We start from the raw sequence: 18,963 nt of genomic DNA on the forward strand, positions 1-18,963 counted from the left end.
TGAGTTAGTCCCTTCTAACCATAGGCTTCGCGGCCCTTACCGCACTCCTGTTGTTAGTGATTGCTCCTTCGGTTTGGAAGCTTAGGGGAGCAGTCGGTTCTCAGATGGGCGGCTCCTTTAAGGGCCGCCCTTCCCTTATACACGCCCTACTATTGCCTCACAAGTGCCTTTTTGTCGATTGTATTTCGGCGTAAGGCAGGGCGTAAGTGTCGGAGCGGGGGTTCTGCAGCTTTCCGCTTTTTGTGAGCGTTTCCAGGGACTTGCTGAGGTTGCTGCCGTAGGATGCTCGGTAAAAAGCTTTGGCTCCCTTCATCTCGTTCAAGACGTCTCCTCGGCGGAACTCCTCCTTGCCCTGTGTGTGGTAAAGATTCGCCGCGGCTGCCATCAGTAGGTCGCTCCCGCTCTTCGCGCCCATCTTAACGGCAAAGTCCGTCGTCGAGAGCTTCGCCGCTTGCTGGCCCTCTGAGGGAGCCGATTGCGACGTGATTGAGGTTGTTCCACTGTCAGAGAGCGCCCCTGTATCTGGTAGGTCTAGCTCCAAAAGTTGCTCTATGATGGTGTTGAGGTCGGTCTTCATGAACTCCTCCGACGCTTCGCAGTCGATGGATAAAGCTCCAAGCTTCAAACTGAGTTTTACTTCGGGCATCTGAACCTCTTCCAAGTCTAAAGTACCCTTCCACTGGCCGTGGATATAATGGCCTACATCGCGCTTACTCAAGTATAATATCTAGCTTATGAATATCTGATAGGGCGGGCATAGGATTTTCTAGCCTGTTTATTTATGTAAATACAGTTGGTTAGCGTGTATGTCGTAGTGGGGCTTTGGTTTCAGCAAAATGTTGAAAGTAGGCTGAGATATGACGTCGTTACTTCAGTCAATGTTCCGCGTCCCACATCTGGCCCTAAGGTGCTGTTTTGAAACGAAAAAGGGCCCGCGCGTGCGGGCCCTTCAGGTCATAGCTAATGTCTTAGGACGTCAGCTATCCATCTTCAGCGCCGAGATGAACGCCTCCTGTGGGATCTCGACCTTCCCGAACTGGCGCATCTTCTTCTTGCCGGCCTTCTGCTTGTCCAGAAGCTTGCGCTTCCGGCTGGCGTCGCCACCGTAGCATTTCGCCGTCACGTCCTTGCGCAGCGCAGACAGCGTCTCGCGCGCAATGACCTTGCCGCCGATGGCCGCCTGGATCGGGATCTTGAACATGTGGCGGGGGATCAGCTCCTTCAGCTTCTCCACCATCGCGCGGCCGCGCAATTCCGCCCGGTCGCGGTGGACCATCATCGAGAGGGCGTCGACCGGCTCGTCGTTCACCAGCACCGACATCTTCACGAGGTTATCTTCCCGGTAACCGATGATCTGGTAATCGAAGCTGGCATAGCCCTTCGTGACGCTCTTCAAGCGGTCGTAGAAGTCGAAGACCACCTCGTTCAACGGCAGGTCGTAGACGACCATCGCCCGGGGGCCGGCGTAGGTGAGGTCCAGCTGGATGCCGCGCCGCTCCTGGCAGAGCTTGAGGACGTCGCCGAGATACTCGTCGGGCACGAGGATCGTCGCCTTGATGCGCGGCTCCTCGATATGGTCGACCAGCGTCAGGTCGGGCATGTCGGCGGGGTTGTGCAGCTGCTCCACCTCGCCGCTCTTCATGTGCACATCGTAGACGACGCTGGGCGCGGTGGTGATCAGGTCGAGGTCATACTCCCGCTCCAGCCGGTCGCGGATGACCTCGAGGTGGAGGAGCCCGAGGAAGCCGCAGCGGAAGCCGAAGCCGAGGGCGGCGGAGGTTTCCATCTCGAAGGAGAAGGAGGCGTCGTTGAGGGCCAGCTTCTCCATCGCGTCGCGCAGGTCGTCGAAGTCGTTGGCATCGACGGGGAAGAGGCCGCAGAACACCACGGGGACGGAGGGCTTGAAGCCGGGCAGGGCCTTCGGCGTCTGCTTCTTCTCGTGGGTGATGGTGTCGCCCACGCGGGTGTCGCGCACCTGCTTGATGGAGGCGGTGAAGACGCCGATCTCGCCCGGGCCGAGCGCGTCGATCTGCACCATCTGCGGCTTGAGCACGGCGAGCGTGTCGAGCTTGTAGGTGGCGGCGGTCTTCATCATGCGGATCGTGTCGCCCTTGCGGATGACGCCGTCCATGACGCGGATGAGCACGACGACGCCGAGGTAGCTGTCGTACCAGCTGTCGACGAGCATGGCCTTGAGCGGCGCGTCACGCTCGCCCTTGGGGGCGGGGAGGCGCTGGACGATGGCCTCCAGCACGTCGGGGATGCCGAGGCCGGTCTTGGCGGAGATGAGGACGGCATTGTGCGCCTCGATGCCGATGACGTCCTCGATCTGCTCCTTGACGCGCTCGGGCTCGGCGGCGGGCAGGTCGATCTTGTTGAGGACGGGGACGATCTCGTGATCGGCGTCGATGGCCTGGTAGACGTTGGCGAGCGTCTGCGCCTCGACGCCCTGCGTGGCATCGACCACGAGGAGGGAGCCCTCAACGGCCTGCATCGAGCGGCTGACCTCGTAGGCGAAGTCGACGTGGCCGGGGGTGTCGATGAGGTTGAGGATATAGGTATGCCCGTCCTGCGCCGGATACTCGATGCGGACGGAGTTCGCCTTGATGGTGATCCCCCGTTCGCGCTCGATATCCATGGCGTCGAGCATCTGGGCCTTCATGTCCCGCTCGGCCACCGTGCCGGTGAGCTGGATCAGCCGGTCGGCCAGGGTGGATTTCCCGTGGTCGATATGGGCGACGATGGAGAAATTGCGGATGCGGGAGAGCTCGGTCATGCGGGCCGATATGAGGCCGGCGCGACCTTTCGTCAATCGGGCGCAGCTGCGCCTTGCGCTGGTCATATTGCGGCGGCATCCCTCGGGAGGGCCGGGCGAGCGGAGGGACGGGCGGTGAAAGGCGAGGAGACGGGCGCGGCGCTGGTGCGGCTCTTCCCGCGCATCCATGTCATCAACCTCGCCTCCCGGGCGGACCGGCGGCGCGAGATCGATGCGCAGCTGAGGCGCATCGGCCTGTCGCTGGAGCATGAGGCGGTGCGGCTCTTCCCCGCCGCGCGGCCCGACGATCGCGGCGAGTGGGAGAGCATCGGCGCCCGCGGCTGCTTCCTCAGCCATCTCTCCCTCCTGCGGCAGATCGCGAAGGGCGATGCCCCCGCCGCCCTGATCCTCGAGGACGATTGCGACTTCACCCCCGCCCTCGGCCGCGGCCTCGCCGCGCTTGAGACGACGCCGTGGGACATGGTCTACGGCCATGTCCACGGCTGGGGCGATGCCGGCGGCCTGCCCGAGGGGGCGATTCCCTGCCCGCCGGAGGCGGAGGTGCGCACCAGCCACTTCATCGGGATCACCCGCGACGCCGCCGCCCGTGCCGCCCCCTATCTGGAGGCGATCACCCGCCGCCCCTACGGGGACCCGGCGGGCGGCCCGATGCATGTCGACGGCGCCTACACCTGGTGGCGCCGCTCAGAGCGGGAGATGCCCGTCGTCTGCCTCTCCCCGCCGGCGGCCCGCCAGCGCCCCTCCCGCACCGACATCCAGCCCCACGCCTGGTACGACCGTCTCCCCGCCCTCGCCATGGCCCTGCAGACAGCCCGGCGCCTCAAGCACCGCCTCGGCGGCTGACCCCGCCCCTGTTCTCGCTTTTCTCCAAATATCCGCGGGGGTGTGGGGGCAGAGCCCCCACCGTACCTAAAGGCGTGCGCCGCAGGCGCTCCGCTTCGTAGCCCGAAGCCCGCCCCGCCGCCTCAGTATTTCGACGGCACGTAGAGCTCGCGCGGCAGCACCGCCCGCTCGTAATCCTTGTTGTAGACACGGTCGGGCAGCGTCACCTCCTCGCTCGGCACGTCCTCGTAGGGGACGAGGCTGAGCAGGTGGTCGATGCAGTTGAGGCGGGCGCGCTTCTTGTCGTTGCCCTCCACGATGTACCACGGCGCGTCGGGGATGTTGGTGCGGGCGAACATCTCTTCCTTGGCCTTGGTGTACTGCTCCCACTTCACGCGGGATTGCAGATCCATCGGGGAGAGCTTCCATTGCTTCAACGGGTCGTGGATGCGGGTGAGGAAGCGCATCTGCTGCTCCTCGTCCGTGATGGAGAACCAGTATTTCACCAGCCGGATGCCGGAGCGCACCAGCATGCGCTCGAAATCCGGCACGTCGCGGAAGAACTCGTCCACCTGCCGGTCATCGGCGAAGCCCATGACCCGCTCGACGCCGGCGCGGTTGTACCAGGAGCGGTCGAAGAGCACGATCTCGCCGCCCGCGGGCAGGTGCGGCGTGTAGCGCTGGAAGTACCATTGCGTCCGCTCGCGCTCGTTCGGCGCCGGCAGGGCGACGACGCGGACGACGCGCGGGTTGAGCCGCTGGGTGATGCGCTTGATGACGCCGCCCTTGCCGGCGCTGTCGCGCCCCTCGAAGAGGACGACGACCTTCTCCTTGTTATGGACGACCCAGTCCTGCAGGCGGATCAGCTCCGCCTGGAGGCGCAGGAGGGCACGCAGGTAGTCGGAGCGGCGCATTAGGTCGGGATGGGCGCGATCGTAGATCTCGGCGATCTGCTGGGAGAGGAGCGAATCCTCCAGCTCGATCTCGATCTCCTCGTCGAGGCTGTCGGCCAGCTCCGCCCGAAGCCAGTCCCGCCCGTTCTCGTAATCGCCCGGCCTGCTCATCGTCTCTCCTGACGTCGTCTTTCGAGGGGTCAACCATGACAAGATGACAGGGGGATTACGAGGGGGCGGGGACGGCCCGGAGGGGCGGCGCGCGGATTGCGCGACTGGCCCGGATCGCGCATGATGCGGCCCGAGGCAGGAGACGGAAAGAACATGCGTTCAATGGTCATACTGGCGGCAATGACCGCCCTGGTTGCTTGTGGACCGAGGCTGACGGGCGAGGTGTCGGAGGCCTGCATGGCCGGCGGACGCTCCGCCGCCAACCCGGCGCTCTGCTCCTGCGTGCAGCAGGTGGCGAACCAGACACTTTCGGGCAGCGACCGGAGGAGGGCGGCGACCTTCTTCGAGGATCCGCACCTCGCGCAGGAGGCCCGCACCGCCGACACCCCGGCGATGGAGGCCTTCTGGACCCGCTACCGCGCCTTCGCCGACACGGCGGAGCGGGTCTGCGGCTGAGGCGAGCGCGGGTTTGAGGATCGTCGTCCTCACCGGGGCGGGGCTCTCGGCCGAGAGCGGGCTGAAGACCTTCCGCGATGCCGGCGGCCTCTGGGAGGGGCAGGACGTCATGCAGGTGGCGACGCCGGAGGGCTTCGCCGCCGATCCCGAGCGGGTGCACCGCTTCTACAACGCCCGCCGCGCCCGCGCCGCGGCGGCAGCGCCGAACGACGCCCACCGGGCGCTGGCCCGCCTGCAGGCGGAGGGGCGCCACGAGGTGACGCTGGTCACGCAGAACGTCGACGGCCTGCTGGAGGCGGCGGGGGCCGAGGCCATCCACATGCACGGAGAGCTGGCAGGCGCGCTCTGCGCCGCCTGCGGCGCCCGCTGGCCGGCGCCGGAGGAGATGGGCCCGGCCGATGCCTGCCCGTCCTGCGGGGCGAGGGCGGTGCGGCCCGATGTCGTCTGGTTCGGCGAGGTCCCCTACCGGATGGAGGAGATCGCGGCGGCGCTGGAGCGCGCCGATCTCTTTGCCGCCATCGGCACCTCCGGAGAGGTCTGGCCCGCGGCCGGCTTCGTGGAGGCCGCCGCCGACGCAGGCGCCGAGACGGTGGAGATCAATCTGGAGCCGACGGGCCGCCGGGGCCTCTTCGACCGGGTGATCACCGGCCGCGCCAGCGAGGCGGTGCCGGCGTGGGTGGCGGAGCTTCTGGGCTAGGCGCGTCGGGCCTGCGCCAGGAGCGGAAGGGGCAGGGTCCTCCTCCCGGGGGCTGGCCCCCCTGCGGCCATGGCGACCGGCCGGAGCTGTTCCCCCGCCCGGTACGCGCCAAAGGCGTAGGGCGAGCGCCTGCCCGTCCCGGCGGGCTGGCGCTCTGGCTGGTCCTGGCGCTGAGCGGGCCGCGGGGAGGGACCTTACCGGCATAAAGCGCCCCGCGGCACTGTCGGAGCGCCATCCCACGGGCAGGCGCGCGCCCTGCTCCCGTTGCTCCGGGTGGAGGGCGGGGAGGGGCGTCGGCCGGCCGAGGCGCCCCTACTCCCCCATCCCCATCATCGCGCCGTGCTCGTAGGGCGGCAGGTCCAGGGGGAGGTCGGCGGTGAGGGTGGCGCCGCCCTCGAAGAGGAGGAGGAATGGCAGCAGGGCGCCCTCCTCCAGCGTCGGGTCGAGATCCGTCAGCATCAGGTGCACGGCCCCGGGGGCCATCGCCAGCTCTCCGCCCGCGGGCACCACCGGCATCTCGCCGAGCGGCCGCATGGAGACGACGCCGTCTTCCTCCACCGTCTCGTGCAGCATCATCTCCGCCGCCGCGGGGGTGGAGACACCGGTGAGCCGCAGATCCTCCCCGTCCGGGTTGCGGATGGTGAGGTAGGCCGCCGCCGCCGAGGCCCCCGCATAGGGGGCGGTGACATAGCCTTCCGCCAGCTCCGGATCCGCCAGGGCGGGAGTGGCGAGGAGGGTGAGGGCGGCGAGGGCTAGGCGCATGGGACGGCTCCGGGCGTGGGTCATGGAGGGGAGCTTAGGCGATTGGGCTGCGGATGCCATGGCGAGGTCAGGTCCTCGGGGCGGTGACGCCGGCCAGAGCCTTTGCCCCTACCCCCCGTAGACCGAGTACGCATAGCCCAGCCCGCCGGCCACGATCAGGCCCAGCACGACGGCGATGGTGATCTTGATCCAGCTCCACGGGCGCTCGCCCTGCACCTTGCCGGACTGGGCGTTGACGACGAAGCGGTAGCTCTTGCCCTTGAACTTGTAGGCCGCCGTCCAGACCGGCAGGAGGACGTGCTTGAAGGTCACGTCGGAGACATGCGTCTTCACACTCGTTACCCGCTGTTCGTCGCCGCCGATGTCGAAGCGCACGTCGCGCAGGATCTGGCGGTCCATGATCTGGCGGGCCTCGGAGAAGCCTTCCTCCAGCTGCACCTGGTAGCCCTCCGCCTGGAAGCCGGCGAGGAAGTCGGGGCGATAGGGTTCGAGCGTCGTCAGGTCCCACGGCTCCAGCCCGTCGGTGTAGCTCTTCGGCAGGGTGCGCGAGGCGAGGACGAGGATGTCGTCGAACCAGCGAGAGACGCGGCCGGAGCGGGGGGACCAGCGCGTGCGGCGCTCGCGGACGCGGGTGGGCTTGCCGTCGCGCATGACCGTCCTGGTGACGTAGTAATGCGTGCCCCGCATGCCGGTGTAGGAGGATTGCGTGTCGGCATCATACGTCCAGTAGGGCACATAGATGCCGCGCATCTTGCGGCCCTTGCGGGCATAGTCCTGCAGCCCGTTCGGCGCGAACCAGAGCTTGCCGAGCCACTTGCCCATCGCCTGCCGCGCCTCCGGCTCGGTCAGGACGAAGGGGAGCAGGCCCTTGGGCTTGATGTGGCGCGTGGTGCCCGTGTCGGTGACGACGGGGGTAGCGCAGAAGGGGCATTCGGTGGCGTGCTCGGCCTCGGCGAACTCGATGACGGCGCCGCAATTGGGGCAGTGGGAGGAGCGCACCTCCTCCATCTCCGCCGCGGGCAGGGCGGAGCGCAGGGCGTCCTCGTAATCGAGCTCGCGGATGACCTCGGAGGCCTGCTCCTGCCCGCTTTCCAGCTCCGCCACATTGCCGCAATGGTCGCAGACGAGCCGGCCGGTGCCGGGCTCGTAGCGCATGTCGGCGCCGCATTGATCGCAGGGGAAGCGGAATTCCTCGTCGCCCTCCGGGGACGGAGGGGCGGGGGGCGCATGCGGCACCTTGGGGACAGATCCGTAATCACTCATCAAAGATGCTCATCGGGAAGGCTCGCGGGGTGAGAGAGAGGCGGGCCACGCCGCTCAGGGATCTTGGACCACGGGGATGCCGGCCAGCGTAGCCTGATCGAAATTGGTCATGTTGACGCCCATATGCGGGGTCACGCCGTTGCCATCCCAATGGGTGACGATGCCGCAGGTGGCGCAGCGGTGGAAATCGGCGACCTTGGCGGCGCGCCGGTAGGTGGCGGTCTCACCGGTGATCAAAGCGCTGCCGGCCTTGTAATAGCCCCAGCGAGCGCCGGCCCGGCGGCAATAGTCGCAGGGGCAGGCGTTGATCTCCTCGGGCGGCGAGGGGACGGTGATCGTCACCGCCCCGCAGTCGCAGTGGCCGGTCAGCGCCGCCATCTCACACCGCCGCCGGCGGCGGGGGAGGGGGCGGAGGGGGCTGGATCGTGAAGAGCTGCGCCAGCTCGGTGACGTCGCCGGCCTGCATCCAGCCGTCCTGCCCCGGCGTCCACACCAGTGTCTCGCGCTTGAGCGCGCCGGAGGAGACCTTCTGGCCCATGGAGGCGAGCGAGAAGGGCCCCTGCGTCTGCCCGTTCTCGGCGATGTGCCAGACATGCTCGACGGGCGGCGGCGGAGGCGGCGGCGCGGCCGAGGGGCCGGCCTGGGGGGCGGGGGCGGCGCCCCAGGGGCCGGTGCGACCCATGGTCATGTTCCCCATGTTCATCCCCATGCCGGCGCCCATGCCCATGCCCATGGCGGAGCCGGCGGCGCTCTCGGGGTTCTGCATGGCCTCGGCGGCGGAGAACTGCATGTAGCGGCCCATGTCGCCGACGATGCCCATGGAGGTGCGCTTGTCGAGCATCGCCTCCACCTCCGCCGGCAGGGAGATGTTCTCGATGTAGAACTCGGGGATCTCCAGCCCGTAGGCGGCGATGGTCGGCTTGATCGCCTCGGCCACCAGCTTGCCGAGGTCGGCCGTGTTGGCGGCCATGTCGAGCACCGGGATGCCGGAGGAGGCGAGGACGCGGGAGGCCTCCTGCACCACGATGTTGCGGATCTGGAAGGAGACCTCGGAGGTGGTGAACTCGCCATCCGTCCCCACGATCTCCTGGATGAAGCGGCCGGGGTCGGTGACGCGCATCGAGAAGGTGCCGAAGGCGCGCAGGCGAATGGGCCCGTACTCGGGGTCACGCGCGATGATCGGGTTCTTGGTGCCCCACTTCTGGTCGTTGAAGCGGGTGGTGGCGACGAAGTAGATCTCGCTCTTGAAGGGCGACTTGAAGCCGTGATCCCAGTGCTGGAGGCTGGTCATCACGGGCATGTTGTTGGTCTCGAGCTGGTAGAGACCGGGCTTGAAGACATCCGCCAGCTGGCCCTCGTGGACGAAGACCGCCGCCTGCCCCTCGCGGACCGTCAGCTTGGCGCCGTACTTGATCTCGTGCCCGTAGCGCTCGAAGCGCCAGACCATGGTGTCACGGGTGTCGTCCGTCCAGTGGATGACGTCGATGAACTGGCCGGAGAGGAAATCGAAGATGCCCATGGGTGCGCTCCTGGAAAGTGGCCTGATCTGGACCGGGCGGCGCCGGCTTGTCCAGAGAGTGGCGCCGCCGAGCGGACCGTTCAAGGGGAGCAAGCGGTCGGGTTTTCCCCTGTTGGGGGGGGCGGGGGCGCTCGCGTTATGGCGCCCGGCCCGGGCTTGTCCCCCGCCCGGTACGCGCCAAAGGCGCAGGGCGAGCGCCTGCCCGTCCCGGCGGGCTGGCGCTCTGGTGGGGCTTGGTGCGGAGGTCGGAGCGGGGAGGGGCTTGGCGGGTATAAAGCGCGCAGCGGCGCCGTCGGGGCGCCACCCCACGTGCCGGCGCTCGCCCTGCGCCTGCAAGGGGAGCGCGGGTGGAGAGGGGGAGGTGGGTTGGAAACCCACCCTACGGGTCCCGGTGCCGACCCCGTTCCACGAAGGTGCGCGGCCGGAGCTGTTCCCCCGCCCGGTACGCGCCAAAGGCGCAGGGCGAGCGCCTGCCCGTCCCGGCGGGCTGGCGCTCTGGTGAAGCTTGGTGACGAGCGGCGAGCGGGGAGGGGCTTGGCGGGCATAAAGCGCGCCGCGGCGCCGTCGAAGCGCCACCCCACGGGCAGGCGCCCGCCCTGCGCCTGCAAGCGGGGCGCGGGGTGGAGAGGGGGTAGGTGGGTTGGAAACCCACCTTACGGGGATGGGTTTGTAACCCACCGCTCCCGAACCCCGTCACCAAAGGTGAGCGGCGCGCTCAGATGGGGCCGCTGACCGTCAGCTCGCGGGCGATCTGGGTGACCAGCGGGGTTGCCTCCGCCGCGCTCATGCCGGGGCGGAGGCGGCGGTCGTAGAGGATGCGCAGGAGCAGCTCGTCCTGCCGGGTGAGCAGCGCGAATTCCTGGTCGTCGTTGAAGATCGACGGGCGGGCGGAGGCGCTGTCATTGGGCAGGCCGAGGCCCTGCGCCAGCTCCTCGTGGAGGCAGGCGAGGCGGAGGAGATCGGGGTGCTCGGCGCGGATCAGCGCCAGGGCCGAGCCGAAGGCGTTGCCCGACCGGTCGGCGAAGGAGATCACGAGGCAGTAGGTGTCGCGCGGGGGCGTCAGGATGGCGCGCAGCGAGCTCTCCGAAATGCCGGGGAGGAGGGTGCGGATGCGGGGGGCGTAGCCCGCCCGGTCGTCCTCTCCGAGGAGGAGGACGTGGAAGTTGCCCTGCCCCTGCACGGGGCTGACGCTCATCGGCAGGCCGGTGAGGCGCGACAGCCGGCTGGCATAGGCGGCGACGTTCGCCCTGTCCGACGCCGCCTGCGCGGCCGGGACAGAGGGGCCGGCCTCGACGTTGAAGGTGATCGGCTGCTCCCACCGGTTGAGGACGGAGGCGGTGGGGCGCGCCTCGTAGGCGCCGCCCGTCGTCTCGACGTACTCGTCGTAGAGCGCGATGGAGATGAAGTTGCGGGCCAGCATCGTGTCGGTGAAGGGCGTATCCACCCCGCCGCCATCGGTGCGCAGCAGCCCCTGCGAGAGGAGCCGCGCCTCCTCGCGCCGGTAATAGGCGGCCAGATCGGCGCTGGCGGCGGAGGGGCCGGCCGGCACGGGCGCGGGCGGTGGGACGACCACGGCGGCGGGCGCCGGCACGGGGCGCGGCGCGGTGACGGCCGTGCTCTGCGGCTCGGAACAGCCGAGCAGCGCCGCCAGCCCCGCCAGCGCGACATATCGCCTTGCCCAACCCGCTCTCATGAGGCCCACACCCTCTCCCCTTTCCGGCTGATCTAGCAACTTGCCGGCACCTTTCCAACAGACGGGGGAGCTTCCCGCGCGAAAGGCGGGGCCTCCGTGGCGGCGGGGGAACGGCGGCGGAGGCTACCCTGCCTGAGGGGCGGCTGACGCCGGGCCGGCCCCGCCGCGCTCCCGCCCGCCCGCCCCCGCGCGCCGTGGCCGGCCGGGAGCGGGGCGGCGGCGGTCCCGGGGAGGATGCCGGTGGAGGGGGCGCTGGGCTTCCCCCATGCATCGGTGAGCCAGCGGACCCCTGCCGCCGAGCGGCCGCAACGGCGGCGCCTGATCACCGAGGTCGCGGCCTCTCCCTGCCCCGCGCGCCGGTCGGAGCGTGGCAAGAGTCAGCCCCCTGCCCCCAACCTGCCCCTCGCCCTTTTCCAAATACTCCCGCCGGAGGCTCCGACACCGGCCAGGGGCGCTCCCGCCCGAGACCGGCGCGCCCCGCTGGCGGCGGCCGCGGCTTGCGGCTAGGAAGGCCGGCATGGCCCGCTCCTTCGCTTCCCTCTCCGACTTCCTCGCCCATGGTTTCGACGACGTGATCGACGTCCGCTCGCCGGCGGAGTTCGCCGAGGACCACGTGCCGGGAGCGCTGTCGCTGCCCGTGCTCTCCAACGAGGAGCGGGCGGAGGTCGGCACGATCTACGTGCAGGAGAGCCCCTTCCGCGCCCGCAAGATCGGTGCGGCGCTGGTGGCCCGCAATGCCGCCGATCACATCGCCGGCCCGCTGGCCGACCGTGACGGCGGCTGGCGGCCGCTCGTCTATTGCTGGCGGGGCGGGCAGCGGAGCAACTCCTTCGCCTCCATCCTCTCGCAGATCGGCTGGCGGGCGGAGGTGGTGCAGGGCGGCTACAAGACGTGGCGGCGGCTGGTCTCCGAGGCGCTCTACGAGGGCGAGCTGCCGCTCCGCCTCGTGCTGCTGGACGGCGACACGGGGACGGCGAAGACGGAGCTGCTCCATCGGCTCGCCGCCCGCGGGCGGCCGGTGCTGGACCTCGAGGGGCTGGCGCGCCATCGGGGCTCCCTTCTCGGCACGATGCCGGGCGGGCAGCCGGCGCAGAAGGGGTTCGAGACGGAGCTGGCGGTGGTGCTCTCGCAGCTGGAGCCCGGCGCGGTGGTGCTGGCGGAGGCGGAGAGCAGCAAGATCGGCGCGCTGTCCCTGCCGCCGGCGCTGTGGAAGGCGATGGGCGCCGCGGGGCGGATCGTCATCGAGGCGCCTGTGGAGGCCCGGGCGCGCTACCTCGCCGGGGCCTACGCGGATATCGCGGCGGACAGGGCGGGGCTGCGCGAGAAGCTGATGCCGCTGGTGCGGGTGCGGGGCCGCGAGGTCGTCGACGGCTGGCTGGCCCTCTCCGAGGCGGGCGAGCACGAGCAGCTCGCCGAGGCGCTGATGGTGCAGCATTACGACCCGGCCTATGCCAAGAGCCGCGCGGCGCGGGAGTTCGAGACGCTGGGGACGGTGCGGGCCAAGCGGCTGGACGAGGCGGGGCTCGAGGCGGCGGCGGACGCGGTGGAGCGGGTGCTCGACGGGGTGAAGGCCGGCGACCGGAGCGGTGGGTTGTAAACCCACCCTACGAGGTTGAGCCGCGCCGCCGAGGGACATGGGCTCTCGCGTTGGGGCATCCCGCCGGGTTGAGCTGTGGGTCGGGTGGGTTTGTAACCCACCTTTCCCGTGCCGGCGTTTGAACCGGCCCGCTCGCTATCGGCACACGATCCGCGGCTCGCCCGCCACGACCCGCCCGATCACCGCTGCCGTGTACCCCGCCGCTTGAAGCTCCCCGACTAGCCCGTCGGCCTCCTCCGCCGCCACCGCGGCGAGCATCCCGCCGCAGGTCTGCGGGTCGAAGAGGAGGTCCCCCCGCGCCCCAGACGCGCCGCTCACCGGGCCGGCGCCGGCGCGGTTGTCGGCCCAGATGGTGCTGCGCTCGCCCGCCGCCGCCAGCGCCTCCGCCCCCTCCAGCAGCGGGATCGCGGCCAGCTCCAGCTCTGCCGCGACGCCCGAGGCCTCCGTCATCCCCGCGAGGTGCCCGGCGAGGCCGAAGCCCGTGACATCCGTCATCGCGTGGGCGCCGGAGAGGATCTCCGCCGCCCGGCCCTGGCCGCGCCCCATTTCGTCCAGGCAGGCGGCGACCACAGGGCCGGGCGCCCGGCCGGCCATCTCGGCGGCGAGGATCGTGCCCGTCCCCAGCGGGCCCGTCAGGATCAGCGCATCCCCCGCCCGCGCGCCGGCGAGGGTGATGGGCGCGCGCTCCAGCAGGCCCGTCAGGGAGAGGCCGATCTGCATCTCGGCGCCCATCGTCGTGTGGCCACCGGCGATCTCGGCCCCCGCCTCCGCCAGCGCCGCCCCGGCGCCGGCCATCACCTCCGCCAGCGTCCGCCGCTGCAGCGCCTCGCTCATGCGGGGCAGGGTCAGCGACAGGAGCGCCGCCTGCGGGCGGGCGCCCATGGCCCAGATGTCGCCGAGCGCGTGGAGCGTGGCGAGGCGGGCCATCAGGTACGGGTCCTCCGTGAAGGCGCGCAGGTGATCCGTCGTCACCACCTGCCGGGCGCCGCCGGTGTGCAGCACTGCCGCGTCGTCGCCCGCCAGCCGCTCCAGCCCGGCGCCGGGGGCGGGGAGAGCGGCGAGCGCCTCGCCGAGCGCGCCGCGGCCGACCTTCGCCCCGCAGCCGCCGCAGAGCGCGGCGGCGCCGAAGGCCTCCGCCCCGGCGGCGCGGTGGCGGGGCGGATCGAGGCGCATGGGGGTGACGTCGGAGAGCCTTTCCATGAAGCGCCTGTCGATATGGTCCTTCCAGCGCCAGGCCCAGCCGCCGCGAAAGACCAGCCCGCTGCGCGCGCCGATGGCCCGCTTGCCGCCGAGGGAGACGAGCTTGAGGTAGTCTTTCTGCGGGCGGTAGCGGCGCATCCGCCCCCGCTCCTCCAGCGCCACGCGCAGGTTGTGAAAGAGCACCGGTGCCGCCCGCACCGCGTAGACGCCGGCCTTCGGGCGCGGCGCCCAGCCGTAATGTGCGCAGTCGCCGGCGGCGAAGACGGCGGGGTCGGAGGTCTGGAGCGTTGAGCCAGTGGTGACGAAGCCGTCGTGTAGGGCGAGGCGGGTGTCGGCCAGCCAGCCCTGCGGCGCCGTCGCCGCGGCGCCGACGGTGAAATCCGAGGCGAGCTCGCGCCCGTCCTCCAGCACCACGGCGCCGGCCCTCACCTCGGCGACCGGCGCGCCCTCGACGACCTCCACCTTGCCCGCCAGCTCCTCGCGGATCGCCCGTGCACTCCGCTCCGGCAGGCGGGAGAGGAGGGCGCCGCGCTCCACCACCCGCACGCGGGCGCGGGGGAGGGCGTGGGCCATGGCCATCGCCAGCTCCAGCCCCGCGATGCCGCCGCCGATGACGACCAGCTCCTCCGCCCCCGCCTCGCGGAGCGCGGCCCAGCGCGTGGCGAAGGCGCCCAGCGGCTTGGCGGGCACCGCGTACTCGGCGAAGCCCGGCAGGGCGTGCATGGCGGAGGTGATGCCGATGTCCAGCGAGGCGACGTCGAACCCCACCGGCGGCCGCCCCGCCACCCGCACCTCGCGTCGCTCCAAGTCGATCCCCTCGGCCCGCCCGATGACCAGCCGCGCCCCGGCGGCGCGGGCGAGGCGGACGAGATCGATCTGCAGCGCCTCCAGCGGGTAGTGGCCGGCGGTGAAGCCGGGGAGCATGCCGGAATAGGCGGTGACCGGTCCGGGATCGACGAGCGTCAACCGGGCGCCAGTGAGCGGGCGCATGGCCCAGCGCCTGAGGACCAGCGCATGAGCGTGGCCGCCGCCGATGAGCACGAGGTCGCGGGTGAGCGGGTGGGACATCATGGGGAGAGCCACACCCCGTCCCACCCCGGCGCCGCGAACCGCGCCCGCCGGTGCGCCTCTCCGAGGTGCACCACGTCCATCGCCGTCACCGCCAGCTCCACCCGGGCGAAGCTCTCCGGCGCTGGCCGTTCCTCGTAGGCGAGCCCGTCAGCGATCTCCGTCCCCGGCGCCGGCACCTTGCCGTAGCTGCGCCGCTGGCCCTCGCTCAGCGCCGCCCATTCATCGGCCGTCGCCCCGAGGCGCACCTCCGCGCGGCCCGTCAGCCTCAGCTGCAACCGCCGCCCCTCGTCCCAGAGGAGGATCGAGGCGCGCGCATCCGCCTCCAGCTCGCCCACCTTCGCCGAGCCGGCATCGGTGAAGCACCACGCCCTCATGGCGCGCGCCGACTCCCCCGCCCCTGTCTTTGGTCCAGCAAAATCCCGGGGGGCTCCGGGGGGCTGGCCCCCCGGTCCCTCCCCCTCCACGGGCGGCTCCGCCAGCGCCCAGCCGCGCAGCATCACCACCCGCGCCTCGGGCCCCTCCGCCCCGAGGGTCGCGAGGACCACCTCGCGCGGCGCGTCGCCCAGCGCCCCCAGCGCCCCCTGCCAGAGCTTCAGACGTGTGTCGTATCCCATCGCCACCTTCTCGCAGCCCCGACCCCGGGGCGCCAGCCTCACTCGTAACCGGTCATCTCCAGGTAGCCGCGCCCCTCGTGGCTGCCGGTGACGGTGACTGGCCCCTCCCAGTAGGGCGGCACCACGTCCATCCAGGCCTGCTCGTTGAGCGGCGTCACCTCGATGTCGACGCCCTTGGCTGGCAGCTCGAGGCGCCAGCGGACGGGCACCTCGCGGCCGGCGACCTCGGCCCAGTCCAGCGGGGTGGCCTGCAGGGCGCCGTCGGGGAAGGGCTCGGGCGTGCCGTCGGGGGCGATCCATGTGGCGGGGGTGAAGTCCTCCTCCCCGCGCAGGACGAAGCCCATGAGGCGGGAGCCGTCGTCGAAGGAGAGGCCCCACCAGTCCCACCCCTCCTGCCCGACGCCGAGGTATTGCGAGGAGAATTCGCGGTCGAGCCAGGCCTCGCCGGTCACCTCCACCTCGCCGTCCGGCAGGGTGAGCGTGCCGGTCACCTCGTAGAAGGGCTGGGAGTAGTAGTGGCTCGCCTGACCCGCGGGGCTCTTGACGGAATAGCCCGCCTCGCCCTGCAGGACGAGCGGGCCGGTCGCCTTTAGCGCCACGTCGTAGGCGAAATCCTCCCCGGCGGCGGTGAGGATCACATCGTCCAGCGTCTCGCCGGCCATGCGCCACTCGTCGATCCAGGCGTCGAAGGGCTCGGCCACCACGCCGGCCTGCCCGGTGTCGCCCCGGGCGTAGCGGGCGGCGGCGAGGTGGGTGCTCGCGGAGGTGACGGCGGCATGGGCGAACCAGACGTTCGGGCCCTCGGGCGTCAGGGCGGAGCGGAAGAGCGTCCATTGCAGGCCGTAGTCTGCGCCGTCGGCGCCGGTGAGGTTGGCGGTCACGTACCACCACTCGATGCGGAAGGCGTCATGGGCGCCGTGATCCTCCGGGAAGGAGAAGTCGCGCCCCGGCTGCACCTCGGCGAAGCCCTCCTGCCCCTCGCCGAGGCCCGCATAGCCCTGCGCTGTCGCGGCGGCGGGGAAGAGCAGGAGGAGCGAGGCGAGCCGGCAGGCTCGACGAGCGAGATCAGCGATCATGGGCGAAGACCTTCAGAAGCTCGGCCGGCGCCGTCCGGCTCAGCCGCCACGCCGGCCAGAGGGCGGCGAGGGCGGCGGCGAGGAGGCAGAGGCCGAAGAGCTGCGCGTAATCGGCCGGGAAGAGCGCCATGGGCAGCTCCCAGCCGAAGGCGGCGGTGTTGACGCGCTTCAGGAGCGCCCAGGCGAGGGCGAGGCCGAGCGGGATCGCCGCCAGCCCCGTCAGCGCCGCCAGCATCAGGGCCCGCGCCAGCTCCAGCGCAGAAAGCTGGCCGCGCGTCAGCCCCAGCGCCCAGACCGGGCCGAGCTGCGGCAGCCGCCGCCCGGCGATGGTGAGCAGCGAGAAGAGGATCGCCAGCGCCGCCGTCCCCAGCGTCGCGGCGTTGAGCGCGGCCGTGACCGTGAACGTCCGCTCGAAGATGGAAAGGGAATAGGCCTTCACCTGCGCCTGATCGCTGATCCGCCCCGCCGGGATGCCGCCCGCCACCAGCGCTGCCTGCAGGGCCTGAGGGTCCTCCGCGATGAGGCCGAAGCGGGTGGGGCGCGCCTCGGGGTATAGCTGGCGGAAGAGCTCCTCGGAGACGATCGCCTGCCAGTCGGGGTTGCCGTAATCGCCGTAGATGCCGAGCACCGGCAGCTCCCGCCCGAGGGAGAGGACATCCCCCGTCTGCAGCCCTTCGGCGCGGGCGAACTGCTCGTTGACGATGACGCCGGCCCCGGCATCGAGCCGGTCCCAGACGTCGGGCACCGCGCCCAGGAAGCCCCAGGCGGCGCGGTAGGCCGGGTCGGGGCGCATGCCGAGAAGCTCGCCGGGATGGCCCCGGAGCGGCCTGTCGGCGGAGAGGAGGGGCAGGAGCCGGGCGGCCGCCCCCTCCAGCGCCGCGATCTCCTCCGCCGAGGTCGTGTCGACGTAGAGGTCGGCGATCAGGCGCTGGTCGAGAAAGCCGGTGAAGGTGGTGCGGAAGGACGACACCATCGTCGAGACGCCCACGTTCGCCGCCATGGCGAGGAGCAGCGCCATCAGCGCCAGCGACAGGCCGGGCAGCTGCTGGCGGCTGTCGGCCCAGAACCACTCCGCCAGCGGCCGCCGGGCGAGGGCGGCGGCGGCGCGGAGCGCGAGCGAGAGGAGGCCCGGCAGCAGCAGCGCCGCGCCGAGGAGCAGGCCGGCGAGCAGCGCGAAGGCGGCGGGCAGGCCGGTGGCGGGGATCAGGAGGGCGGCAAGCGCGAGGAGCGCCGCGCCGGTGGCCGCCTGGATCGCCCGGCCGCGCCCGGCGCGCATCGCCCAGGCCCGCCCGCCGGCGGAGGCGAGGAGCGGCATGCGCGCGATCTGCCAGAGGCCGGAGGCCCCGGCGAGCCCGGCGCCGGCGAGGCTCATGGCGACGGCGGCCAGCACGGCGGCGGGGCGCAGCGACAGGGTGCCGGGGACGTCGGCGCCGTAGAGGCCGGCGAGCGAGGCGGAGACATCGGGCAGCAGCAGCGCCGCGAGGCCGAGGCCGAGGGCGAGGCCGAGGGCCGCCGCGGCGATGGCGAAGAGCAGCAGCTCGGCGGAGAGGCAGCGCAGGATGACGGGCAGCGGCGTGCCGAGGGCGCGCAGGGTGCGCACGAGGGGGCGGCGCTGCTCCACCGCGAGGCCGACGGCGGAATTGGCGATGAAGATGCCGGTGGCGAAGGCGAGGAAGCCGAAGGCTGTCAGGTTGAGGTGGAAGGAGCGGGTCAGCCGGTCCACCTCCCCCGCGCCGGAGGCCGGTTGCAGGACGAGGCCGGGCGCGACGTCGGAAAGCGGCGGGCGGCCGAGCGGCACCCCGGGCATGAGGATCAGGCGGGAGGCCTGTCCTTCGAGGCCGAGGAGGCGCTGGGCGACGGCGAGGTCGGTGATCAGCGTGCCGGGGGCGGCGGTGGGATCGGGTATGCGCTCGGCCTCCAGCTCTGCCGGGACGGCGGCGAGGGCGGCGGCGGTGCCGGTGATCTGGCCGGGGGGCGCAAGGAAGGTGGCGAGGTCGAAGCCCGTCCCCTCGCCGGGGGCGAAGGGGGCGGAGAGCGGGTCGATCCCGACGAGACGCTGGCCCTGCCACTGCCCCTCCGCCACCGGCGAGACCAGCCAGCCGGAGCGGCGGAGCGCGGTGAAGGTGGCGATGGGGATCGGGCCGTCGTCGATGGCCACGAGCTGGTCATGGTCCGCCTCGCCGAGGATGCCGGCGGCGGAATCGTAGGCGGCACGCGCCTCGGCATTGATCGCCTGCACGGCCGTCCAGAGCGCTGTCGCCAGCGACAGGCCGGCGAGGAGGGCGAGGAACTGCAGCGGGGCGCGGCGCCAGTGGGAGAGGAAGGCGGCGAGGGTGGCGCGGGTCATGGCGCG

At 71.2% G+C, this 18,963-nt stretch carries 16 protein-coding genes; 4 read left to right on the forward strand and 12 right to left on the reverse strand.

Annotated elements, in window-relative coordinates; translation table 11 throughout:
* Positions 1–157: 157 nt before the first annotated feature.
* Positions 158–718, reverse strand: coding sequence for a hypothetical protein (locus GY170_RS00960; RefSeq protein ID WP_167803279.1), 561 nt, complete (start codon positions 716–718; stop codon positions 158–160).
* Positions 719–976: 258 nt separating this feature from the next.
* A complete protein-coding gene (lepA, locus tag GY170_RS00965) occupies positions 977–2,776 on the reverse strand; it encodes a translation elongation factor 4 (RefSeq protein ID WP_163889119.1) in 1,800 nt (599 codons plus the stop codon).
* Between the two features lie 114 nt (positions 2,777–2,890).
* Between lepA and GY170_RS00970 the strand changes: the two genes are divergently transcribed.
* On the forward strand, positions 2,891–3,619 hold the full coding sequence (locus tag GY170_RS00970) for a glycosyltransferase family 25 protein (protein ID WP_163889121.1): 729 nt from the start codon (positions 2,891–2,893) through the stop codon (positions 3,617–3,619).
* Between the two features lie 122 nt (positions 3,620–3,741).
* Here GY170_RS00970 and ppk2 read toward each other — a convergent pair whose 3' ends face one another.
* Complete coding sequence (gene ppk2 / locus GY170_RS00975; protein ID WP_163889123.1) at positions 3,742–4,662, reverse strand: polyphosphate kinase 2; 921 nt, start codon at positions 4,660–4,662, stop codon at positions 3,742–3,744.
* Positions 4,663–4,842: 180 nt separating this feature from the next.
* On the opposite strand from ppk2, the gene GY170_RS00980 reads away from it, so the two are divergent.
* Together GY170_RS00980 and GY170_RS00985 are read left to right on the forward strand one after the other, a co-directional pair.
* Positions 4,843–5,118 (forward strand): arginine transporter, encoded by a 276-nt coding sequence (locus GY170_RS00980; protein WP_235923980.1) that lies wholly within the window; start codon positions 4,843–4,845, stop codon positions 5,116–5,118.
* A gap of 13 nt (positions 5,119–5,131) precedes the next feature.
* Entirely contained in the window at positions 5,132–5,815 is a 684-nt protein-coding gene (locus tag GY170_RS00985; protein WP_163889127.1) for an NAD-dependent deacylase, read from the forward strand.
* 312 nt (positions 5,816–6,127) lie between these two features.
* On the opposite strand, the gene GY170_RS00990 is transcribed toward GY170_RS00985, so the two are convergent.
* The 5 genes from GY170_RS00990 to GY170_RS01010 all read right to left on the reverse strand — a co-directional run bounded on the left by GY170_RS00990 (position 6,128) and on the right by GY170_RS01010 (position 11,052).
* On the reverse strand, positions 6,128–6,577 hold the full coding sequence (locus GY170_RS00990; protein WP_163889129.1) for a copper chaperone PCu(A)C: 450 nt from the start codon (positions 6,575–6,577) through the stop codon (positions 6,128–6,130).
* A gap of 108 nt (positions 6,578–6,685) precedes the next feature.
* Positions 6,686–7,840, reverse strand: a complete 1,155-nt coding sequence (locus GY170_RS00995) for a TFIIB-type zinc finger domain-containing protein (RefSeq protein WP_163889131.1) — start codon at positions 7,838–7,840, stop codon at positions 6,686–6,688.
* A gap of 54 nt (positions 7,841–7,894) precedes the next feature.
* Positions 7,895–8,218, reverse strand: coding sequence for a GFA family protein (locus GY170_RS01000; RefSeq protein WP_163889133.1), 324 nt, complete (start codon positions 8,216–8,218; stop codon positions 7,895–7,897).
* A gap of 1 nt (position 8,219) precedes the next feature.
* On the reverse strand, positions 8,220–9,359 hold the full coding sequence (locus tag GY170_RS01005) for an SPFH domain-containing protein (RefSeq protein WP_163889135.1): 1,140 nt from the start codon (positions 9,357–9,359) through the stop codon (positions 8,220–8,222).
* 715 nt (positions 9,360–10,074) lie between these two features.
* Positions 10,075–11,052, reverse strand: coding sequence for a DUF2927 domain-containing protein (locus GY170_RS01010; RefSeq protein WP_163889137.1), 978 nt, complete (start codon positions 11,050–11,052; stop codon positions 10,075–10,077).
* 517 nt (positions 11,053–11,569) lie between these two features.
* Here GY170_RS01010 and mnmH point away from each other — a divergent pair.
* On the forward strand, positions 11,570–12,649 hold the full coding sequence (mnmH, locus tag GY170_RS01015) for a tRNA 2-selenouridine(34) synthase MnmH (RefSeq protein WP_163889138.1): 1,080 nt from the start codon (positions 11,570–11,572) through the stop codon (positions 12,647–12,649).
* A 135-nt stretch (positions 12,650–12,784) separates the two neighbouring features.
* On the opposite strand, the gene selD is transcribed toward mnmH, so the two are convergent.
* Genes selD through GY170_RS01035 form a run of 4 tightly spaced genes read right to left on the reverse strand, consistent with a single transcriptional unit; the run spans position 12,785 to position 18,957 of the window.
* A complete protein-coding gene (selD, locus tag GY170_RS01020; protein ID WP_163891063.1) occupies positions 12,785–14,920 on the reverse strand; it encodes a selenide, water dikinase SelD in 2,136 nt (711 codons plus the stop codon).
* On the reverse strand, positions 14,917–15,534 hold the full coding sequence (locus tag GY170_RS01025) for a pyridoxamine 5'-phosphate oxidase family protein (RefSeq protein WP_163889140.1): 618 nt from the start codon (positions 15,532–15,534) through the stop codon (positions 14,917–14,919). Before GY170_RS01025 ends, selD begins: the two co-directional genes overlap by 4 nt.
* Before the next feature lie 38 nt (positions 15,535–15,572).
* A complete protein-coding gene (locus GY170_RS01030; RefSeq protein WP_163889142.1) occupies positions 15,573–16,610 on the reverse strand; it encodes a lipocalin-like domain-containing protein in 1,038 nt (345 codons plus the stop codon).
* Entirely contained in the window at positions 16,600–18,957 is a 2,358-nt protein-coding gene (locus GY170_RS01035; protein WP_163889144.1) for an FtsX-like permease family protein, read from the reverse strand. Before GY170_RS01035 ends, GY170_RS01030 begins: the two co-directional genes overlap by 11 nt.
* Positions 18,958–18,963 lie beyond the last annotated feature (6 nt).

The organism is Pseudoroseicyclus tamaricis, from assembly GCF_012070395.1.
In the GTDB taxonomy this organism is placed as follows: Bacteria; Pseudomonadota; Alphaproteobacteria; order Rhodobacterales; family Rhodobacteraceae; genus Pseudoroseicyclus_A; species Pseudoroseicyclus_A tamaricis.